This is a genomic window from Candidatus Anoxymicrobium japonicum, assembly GCA_002843005.1.
Classification (GTDB): domain Bacteria; phylum Actinomycetota; class Geothermincolia; order Fen-727; family Anoxymicrobiaceae; genus Anoxymicrobium; species Anoxymicrobium japonicum.
Genome location: PHEX01000085.1, coordinates 1 through 7,553, shown reverse-complemented (window position 1 = coordinate 7,553; position 7,553 = coordinate 1). Strand labels below are relative to the sequence as shown.

Below are 7,553 nucleotides of genomic sequence, written 5' to 3'. Positions count from 1 at the left end.
GAAACTCTGCAACAACGCATCGCCACGGGCGAAGACCTGCATACCGAGTTCAAGGAGTGGCCGATTCATGCCGATAGCCTGGCGGCCGTGCTGGAGATGGCGCCGGCCGAGGGCCGCGAGCGGACGCTGTTGGAGGCGGTGGTGGCCTGGGGACGGGGGAAGAGCGAACCTCAGGCCGTGCAGTTGGGATTCTAATTGCAGTGCTTCCAGCCATCGGGGGGCTGTGGCCTGGATATGGCGATACACAGGAGGTCGCATGATTACACAAGTACAGATCAGGAACTACCGCAGCCTGGCTCAGGTGGTGGTCAATCTCGAGTCTCTGACCATTCTCGTCGGCCCCAACGGGGCCGGCAAGAGTAATTTCGTGGACGCGCTGCGTTTTATCGCGGACGCACTGAGCACGACGCCGGAACTGGCGCTCAAGCAGCGCGGAGGCATCAACGTGGTCCGGCGGCGTTCCAAAGGGCATCCTACCCATTTTGGCTTGCGGGTCAACATGGATTGGGGTAACGGGAGCGGCGCCAGCTATGCCTTTCAGGTTTCAGCATTGCCGCAAGGCGATTTTGCGGTCAAGCAAGAGATGGGGCGGGTATGGGCGGCGAATGCTATGCCGCTCTATCAGTTTTCTGTCACAGAAGGAGCGCTCCAAACTAACGTGCCTGGGTTGCGACCGAGAATCGAGAAGGATCGCCTTGCGCTGACCGTGCTGTCGGCGGCTGAGGAATTACGTCCCCTGTATGATGCGCTCACGCACATGCGATTCTACTCTCTTGTGCCGGATAGAATTCGTGAGCTTCAGGAGCCCGATCCCGGCCAGGCGCTCAAACGAGATGGCAGCAACGCCGCTGCCGTCTTGCGCGAGATCGAAAAAAAGTCTCCCAGAGACTATGAGCGCCTTTGCCGTCTGCTGGGCAAAGTCGTGCCGGGAACGACCAGCGCCCACTACCTGGCGCTCGGCCCGAAGGAGACCCTGCGCTTCCGCCAGGATGTCGGAGACGCCAATCCCTGGTCGTTCGAGGCGCTCAATATGTCTGATGGCACGCTCCGCGTGTTGGGTGTCCTGCTGGCCGTCTACCAAACGCCGACCCCGCCTTTCATCGCCATCGAGGAACCCGAGTCCACCGTTCACCCGGCCGCGGCCGAAGTGCTGGTGGATATCTTTGCCGAAGCGTACTCTCGTTCACAGATTCTGATCACCACCCACAGCCCAGACATTCTCGACAGCAAGAATCTCCGGGATGATCAGATCCGGGCTGTGGAATATCGCAAGGGAGCGATGATCATTAGATCACGGGCACGCTGCCGGCGATTATGGAAGACAGCGCCCGCTTCTTGGCGATCCACCTGCGCTCGGCGCATCGCATCCAGGGTTTTGCGCCGGAGACCTTCCCCGAGCTGCCACAAGAGGCGTTGTGCGAGACCCTGGTCAACGCGCTCGCCCACCGGGACTACACCGTGCCTGCGCCGGTGCGGGTCTTCGTCTTCGATGACCGCGTCGCTCGAAGTGCGCACGCCCGGCGGCCTGCCCAACTCCGTCACTATCGAAGCCATGAAGCTGGGTGCTGCGCACGTCCTGCGTAATCCGATGATCTACACGCTGCTCAGCCGACTGGGCTTCGTCACCGGTATCGGCAGCGGCGTTTATCGCACCATCCAACTGGTGCGCCAGGCCACCGGCCGCGAGCCAGCCATTTACCAGGAAGCGAACGAGCTGGTGGTGGCGTTGCCCAAAGGGTCTTCTGCTCCAGAACACTAACTTACAGGACTTACGCAGTCACCCAAGCTGAGGCATGCTGAGCGGAGTTCAGATAATGTTTCGTGGTAGGGGCGATCCCTTGCGGTCGCCCAGGGCAGGCGCAAGGCACTGCCCCTACGAATCTTTATCTGACTCACTATAGTAGTCCGTCAAGGCTGATTCGATGGGTCGAAGCGTAGCCCCTTGTGGGCGTTCGGACGGGCACAAGGCCCTACGCTACCCATCAAATGACCATTGACGGACTACTAGCGCTCGATGATGCGAACGACTGCGTAACTCCTGTAACCTTACCGTATTGTACCTATCCCCTCACGCCCGGCCCGCGGCCGCCAACAGCGCGGCCCGCTCCGCGATCTTGCGGATCATGCCGGCGAAAATCACCTGGTGGATCAGGTAGAGGCTGTACCAGTAGACCATGCCCCACAGGCCCTTGGGCGCTGTGGGGCGCGCCTTCGGCCGCAAGGGTCGCTGGAAACGCACCGTCACCACCCCCTTCCCCTCCCTCACTGCCGCTTGTTCGTAGGGTAGCGCAGACTGCCTACACGCGCGGTGTAGCCCGCCCGGGCTTCGCCTGCGGGCCAGGGTTTCCCGCCGGGCTGCTTCGATCAGTTTCCGGTCGGGTTTATCCTCTGGGCAGGGAATTATCTCCGGTTTCTCTCAACCGCTCAACCGCCCAGGTAAGCTTTCTTCACTGCGGGGTTGGCCAGCAGGTCGGATGATTGCCCCTCCAGGACCACGTTGCCACTCTCCAGCACGTACCCCCGCCGGGCAAACTGGAGCGCCATGCGAGCGTTTTGCTCGACGAGGAGGATGGTCGTGCCTTCCTTGTTGATCTCCTTCAGCGCATCGAACACGCTCTTCATCAACAAGGGCGCCAGGCCCATGGACGGCTCGTCCAGCAACATCATCTTCCTGGCGCTCACCAGCGCCCGTCCGACGGCCAACATCTGCTGCTCGCCGCCGCTCAGGGTGCCGGCTTTCTGCGTCTTGCGCTCATCCAGGCGTGGGAAGATCGCAAAAACGCGCTGGAAGTCCTGCTCGACCGCCGCGCGATCCTTACGCGCAAAGGCGGCCAGCTTGAGATTCTCCATAACCGTCAGATTGCCAAAGAGGCGCCGCCCTTCGGGCACGTGGGAGATGCCGAGCTCGCTAACCACTTTCTCGGGAGGCTGCTTGAGCAGGTCCTTGTTCATGTAGGTCATCTTGGAGCCGTGCTCGACAGGAACCAGGCGCGAGATCGCGCGCAGGGTCGTGCTCTTGCCGGCGCCGTTGGCGCCGATGATGCACACGATCTCCCCCTCATCCACTTGAAAGCTGATGCCGTGGAGGGCCTTGATCCCCTCATAAGACACGCCCAGATTCTCCACTGATAGCAACATCAGGTCTCCACCTCCTTGCCCAGGTAGGCATCGATCACCGCCGGGTTGCTGCGGATCTCGTCCGGCGGGCCCTCGGCAATCACCGCGCCGAACACCAGGGTCTGAATCATGTCGCACAGCTCCATGACCACTTTCATCCGGTGCTCGATGAGGAAAATCGTCAAGTCCAGTTCCTCGTGAACCCGGCGGAAGATTCTGACCATCTCGCGCAGTTCTTCCGGGTTCATGCCAGCGGTGGGCTCGTCGAGGAACAGTATTTTGGGTTCCGTCGCCAGCGCCCGAGCCGTCTCCACCTTCCGCTGAGCGCCATAGGGCAGGTTCGTCACCACCTGATTGGCGAGATGGCGGATCCCAACGAGATCGAGGAGGTCCAGCGCGATCTGCTCGTTCTCCGCCTCTTCCTGATTGCGCCTGGCCGTCCCGAAGAAAGCGCCCATCAGCCCGTAGCCCAGCTTCGAGTAGCGCGCCTGTTTCACGTGCTCGAGAACGGTCATATGCCGCCACAGCCGCAGGTTTTGAAATGTCCGGCCAAGGCCTTTGCTGGCAATCTGGTGCGGTGGAAGACCGACGATGTTCACGCCATCCAGTGTGATCTTCCCTTCGGTGGGCCGATAAATCCCCGTGAGGAGGTTGAAGATGGTGGTCTTGCCGGCCCCGTTAGGCCCGATCAGGCCTCTGATCTGGCCGCGTTCAATCTGCAGGTTGTAATCATGAACGGCCCGCAGCCCCCCGAAGTAGTGAGTCATATGCTCAACTTGGAGTATCGCCATGGTCCCCCTCTTCTTCCGATTTCCCCTTTGGCCGGAGTAGATTTCTGACATCGAAGGTCCTGAAAGCGATCAGGCCGGTCGGACGGAAAATCATCGTCAGGATCAGCAAGAGCGGGATGATGATCCACTTGAAGATCTCCAAGGGTCGCAAGGCCTCGCTGAGGAGATTGAAGCCCACCGCGCCGACGATGGATCCGAGGACAGAGTTCAACCCCCCAAAGTAAACCATGGCCAGCACTTCAGCGAGTTTCTGGATGCCGAAAGTCCCCGGGTTGACATACCTGAGCACATGGGCAAAAAGCCCGCCCGCCACGCCAGCCCAGAAAGCTGCGAACAGGAAGGCCACGAACTTAGTGCGCCGGGTATTGACGGTCATAGCTTCGGCGGCGATTTCGTCATCCCGCACCGCATTCAGCGCTTTGCCCATGGTGGAGTTCACGAAGTTGTTGATCGTCCACACACAGAGCACTGTCCACACAAACACGGTGGGCAGGTTCGCCCAGTTGGGCTGGCTACTCAAGCCCCGGGGGCCGCCGACGACCTCCAGGTTCTCGATCAGGCTTTTGACGATGAACATGAATGCCAACGAGATGATGGCCAGGTAATCACCGCGGGTCCGGAAGGAGGGCACGGCCACCAGAACAGCGCCCACGGCTGCCATGATGCCCCCGAAGATCAAGCCGATGGGGAAGAGGAACGGCCCCACCGCCGCAGGCAGGATGGCAGCGCCAAACAGGTTATCATTCACGAACAAACCCACGGTGAAGACCGAGGCGGCGTACGCGCCCAGCGCCATGAACCCCGGATGCGAGCAGGAAAACTCGCCCATGTAGCCGTTCACTACGTTGAGGCTCAGCGTGATCATGATCGCGATCAACATGAGTCGGGCCAACAGAAGCCGGTAGTCACTGAGCTCGCACCATAATTGCAAGATCACGTACAGCAGGACCAGGTGCACCAGCGCAGACACCCACATCGGTAGCTCGAACAGTTTGGCCGCCAGCCTGTTTGCCGGCGCAGCGGTCAACTTCGCCACGATCGCGACCGGCAAGATATAAATCAGCAACATGTAGAGCAGTGTGCTGGGGATCAGGACAGGCGCCTTGAGCACGGTGTCGAAGCCAAAGAGGACCGGCAGTTTTGGCAAGCCCAAGATGCTGGCGAGTTGAGCGCCAACGAGCATTTCCAGCACCACTGCGATCAAAGCGCCGAAGAGCCAACCCAGCAACGGAACCAGCGAGAAGTAGCTCCCGAGCTTGCCCCGAAGCTGGCCAATGCCCCTCGCACGCGTCAATGACGTTCGGGTGGTTACTCCCATGTCAAATCCTCATCTCTTTGTATCTTCGGGCGCAGACCGCCTCGATAATCCAGGAATGCGGTGCTAGAGCCGCAACTGCGCCGTATATGCCTCGCCGAAAAAGCCGTGGGGTCTGAAGGCCAGGATAAGCAAGATGATAGAATAGGCAATCAAATCTCGAAGCGTAGAAGGAAAGATCGTTGCCACAAAGATCTCGATGAACCCCAACATGAAGCCTGCCAGCGCGGCGCCCTTGATGGAGCCCCGGCCGCCGAGAATGGCTGCCACGAAAGCTTTCCAGCCGAAGACGATCCCCATGTATGGATCCAGCACAGGATAGGCAACGCCGAAGAGAATTCCGGCCGCGGCCGCCAAAGCTGAACCCACGCCGAAGGTCAGGGCGGCGATGGTGTTGATCGACACCCCCATCAACGGTACGACGACGAAGTCAAAGGCCATCGCGCGCATGGCCATGCCCCACTTGGTCCGTTGGACAAACTGATTCAAGGCCAGCATCAGCAACAAAGATACGACAACGATCATGATCTTCTTGTTGGTGATGCTCACACCGATAATGCGGTAGGTCTGGGTCTCGATCAGGGCGGGGAAGCTCAAGCGCGTGGCGCCCAACAGGGCCAGGTTGCCGGTCTCGAGGATGATACCGATCATCAAGCCCGTGATCGCCGCCGAGGCGCGCGGGGCCTTACGCAAGGGTCGGTAGCCGATCCTCTCCACGAGCATACCCACAAAAGAAGTCAGGATCATGGCGATGAGGATGGTCAATACCAGGACTAACCAGTTGGGCAAGGTAACAAAGCCCATTGTCGCCAAGGCCAGTAGTCCACCCGCGATGAAGTAGCCGATATAAGCCCCGACCATGAAAACGTCGCCATGGGCAAAGTTGAACAACAGGAGAACGCCATACACCATGGAATAGCCCAGGGCGATCAAAGCGTAGAAGCTGCCCCACTGCAAGGCGTTGACCACGTTCTGCAGAAAAAACGTCATTACATACGCTCCTCGTTTTGACCCCGCACATCTCACCGCGTCGTTTTTTTGCCGCGCCCTCACAACGAGTATCTATTTCTGACAACTTCTCGGTTTCTCAGGGGATCTACCTGCGAAAGGATGTCGTCAACCAGAAACCGGGTTATCCCCAGCCTCTCCCGCACACTTCCTGTCGGGGCAAAGTGGCGGAGGTATCATCTCAAGCGACAGCCATAATCTGGGGATGCTGTGGCCGGTCTCCTGACCGTGCCACGGGTGGATCTGGGGATGCTGTGGCCGGTCTCCTGACCGTGCCACGGGTGGCACGATCAGGAAACCGGCCACAGCGAGCACGCCCCGAACTATTGAGAAGATACTGGCGGAGATACCCGGTTTCTGGCCGATTGGCTTGTTTCTATTGGGCCCGATGATGAGCGAAAACACCGGGCCGGCTTCGACTTACTTAGGGACAGGCTTGCTTGTAGAACGTGAACTCGCCCTGGTCATTGATCTTCACGATGACGGCGCACTTGATGGGGTCGCCCTCTTCGGTAAAGGTCATCTTGCCCGTAATGCCGTCGAAGTCCTTGATCTTGGCGAGCGCATCGCGGACGCATGGGCGATCCTTCGCCAGGTCACCGGTGATGGCGCCGCAGTCCTGAATGGCCTTCTGGACAATCATCATACTATCCCAGGTCAGGGCGGCCACATCATCGGGCGTATAGCCGTATTGCTTCTCATACCGCTCGATGAACGCCTTGGTCGCGCCCGTGGCGCCGGCGGCCGCATAGTGGGTGCTGAAGAAGAGCCCGTAGCAGTCCTTGCCACAGAGTGACATCAATTCAGCAGAGCCCCAGCTATCGCTGCCCACGATGGGCTTGGTCCACCCCAATTCATGGGCCTGCTGCGCGATCAGCGCCACCTCGTTGTAGTACTGGGGGGTGAAGATGAACTCGGCGCCGGAGTTGAGGATCTTCGTCAACTGGGCGCTGAAGTCGGTATCCTTGGTGGTGAAGCTCTCATAGGCCACCACGGAACCTGCGCCGTGGAGTCCTTCCCAGGCTTTCTTGAAGAATTCGGCCAGGCCCTTGGGATAGTCGCTGGCCACGTCGTAGAGCACTGCGGCCTTCGTGAACCCGAACTCCTCGGTGACGAAGTTGGCTACCACCGGCCCCTGGAAGGGGTCCAGAAAACAGCCCCGGAAAACATACGGTCGATTGAGGGTGGTATTGGGGTTGGTGGACCAGGGGCTGACCATGGGTGTCTCATAAATGATTTTCGGGCTCTGGGGTGCGTCGTTTGATTTTGTCGCCAGTACTTCCCTACAGCCACCAGGTGGCTTGCAAGAATCAAAGCATCTC

The 7,553-nt window shown here is 59.7% G+C and carries 6 protein-coding genes and 2 pseudogenes; 2 read left to right on the top strand and 6 right to left on the bottom strand.

The features are described from left to right. The first annotated feature begins 67 nt into the window (after positions 1 to 67). A pseudogene (locus tag CVT63_07605) lies at positions 68 to 1,228 on the top strand (hypothetical protein). Positions 1,229 to 1,314: 86 nt separating this feature from the next. Then, positions 1,315 to 1,759 (top strand): annotated as a pseudogene (locus CVT63_07600) (hypothetical protein). 309 nt (positions 1,760 to 2,068) lie between these two features. Here CVT63_07600 and CVT63_07595 read toward each other — a convergent pair. The 6 genes from CVT63_07595 to CVT63_07570 form a co-directional block, all read right to left on the bottom strand. Next, on the bottom strand, positions 2,069 to 2,248 hold the full coding sequence (locus CVT63_07595) for a hypothetical protein (GenBank protein PKQ27518.1): 180 nt from the start codon (positions 2,246 to 2,248) through the stop codon (positions 2,069 to 2,071). A gap of 176 nt (positions 2,249 to 2,424) precedes the next feature. Then, complete coding sequence (locus tag CVT63_07590) at positions 2,425 to 3,138, bottom strand: ABC transporter ATP-binding protein (protein ID PKQ27517.1); 714 nt, start codon at positions 3,136 to 3,138, stop codon at positions 2,425 to 2,427. Then, positions 3,138 to 3,908, bottom strand: a complete 771-nt coding sequence (gene livG, locus CVT63_07585) for a high-affinity branched-chain amino acid ABC transporter ATP-binding protein LivG (protein PKQ27516.1) — start codon at positions 3,906 to 3,908, stop codon at positions 3,138 to 3,140. Before livG ends, CVT63_07590 begins: the two co-directional genes overlap by 1 nt. Next, on the bottom strand, positions 3,889 to 5,226 hold the full coding sequence (locus CVT63_07580; protein PKQ27515.1) for a branched-chain amino acid ABC transporter permease: 1,338 nt from the start codon (positions 5,224 to 5,226) through the stop codon (positions 3,889 to 3,891). Before CVT63_07580 ends, livG begins: the two co-directional genes overlap by 20 nt. Positions 5,227 to 5,289: 63 nt before the next feature. Continuing rightward, positions 5,290 to 6,213: a branched-chain amino acid ABC transporter permease gene (locus CVT63_07575; GenBank protein PKQ27514.1), complete on the bottom strand. Its 924-nt coding sequence runs from the start codon at positions 6,211 to 6,213 to the stop codon at positions 5,290 to 5,292. A 442-nt stretch (positions 6,214 to 6,655) separates the two neighbouring features. Then, a partial coding sequence (locus CVT63_07570; protein PKQ27519.1) for a hypothetical protein occupies positions 6,656 to 7,553 on the bottom strand: 898 nt, incomplete at its 5' end.

What these genes read in the sequence shown, in the direction of transcription:
- CVT63_07590 (PKQ27517.1), bottom strand. Translation starts at nt 3,138, where the DNA reads ATGTTGCTATCAGTGGAGAATCTGGGCGTGTCTTATGAGGGGATCAAG.
- CVT63_07580 (PKQ27515.1), bottom strand. Translation starts at nt 5,226, where the DNA reads ATGGGAGTAACCACCCGAACGTCATTGACGCGTGCGAGGGGCATTGGC.
- CVT63_07575 (PKQ27514.1), bottom strand. Translation starts at nt 6,213, where the DNA reads ATGACGTTTTTTCTGCAGAACGTGGTCAACGCCTTGCAGTGGGGCAGC.
- livG (PKQ27516.1), bottom strand. Translation starts at nt 3,908, where the DNA reads ATGGCGATACTCCAAGTTGAGCATATGACTCACTACTTCGGGGGGCTG.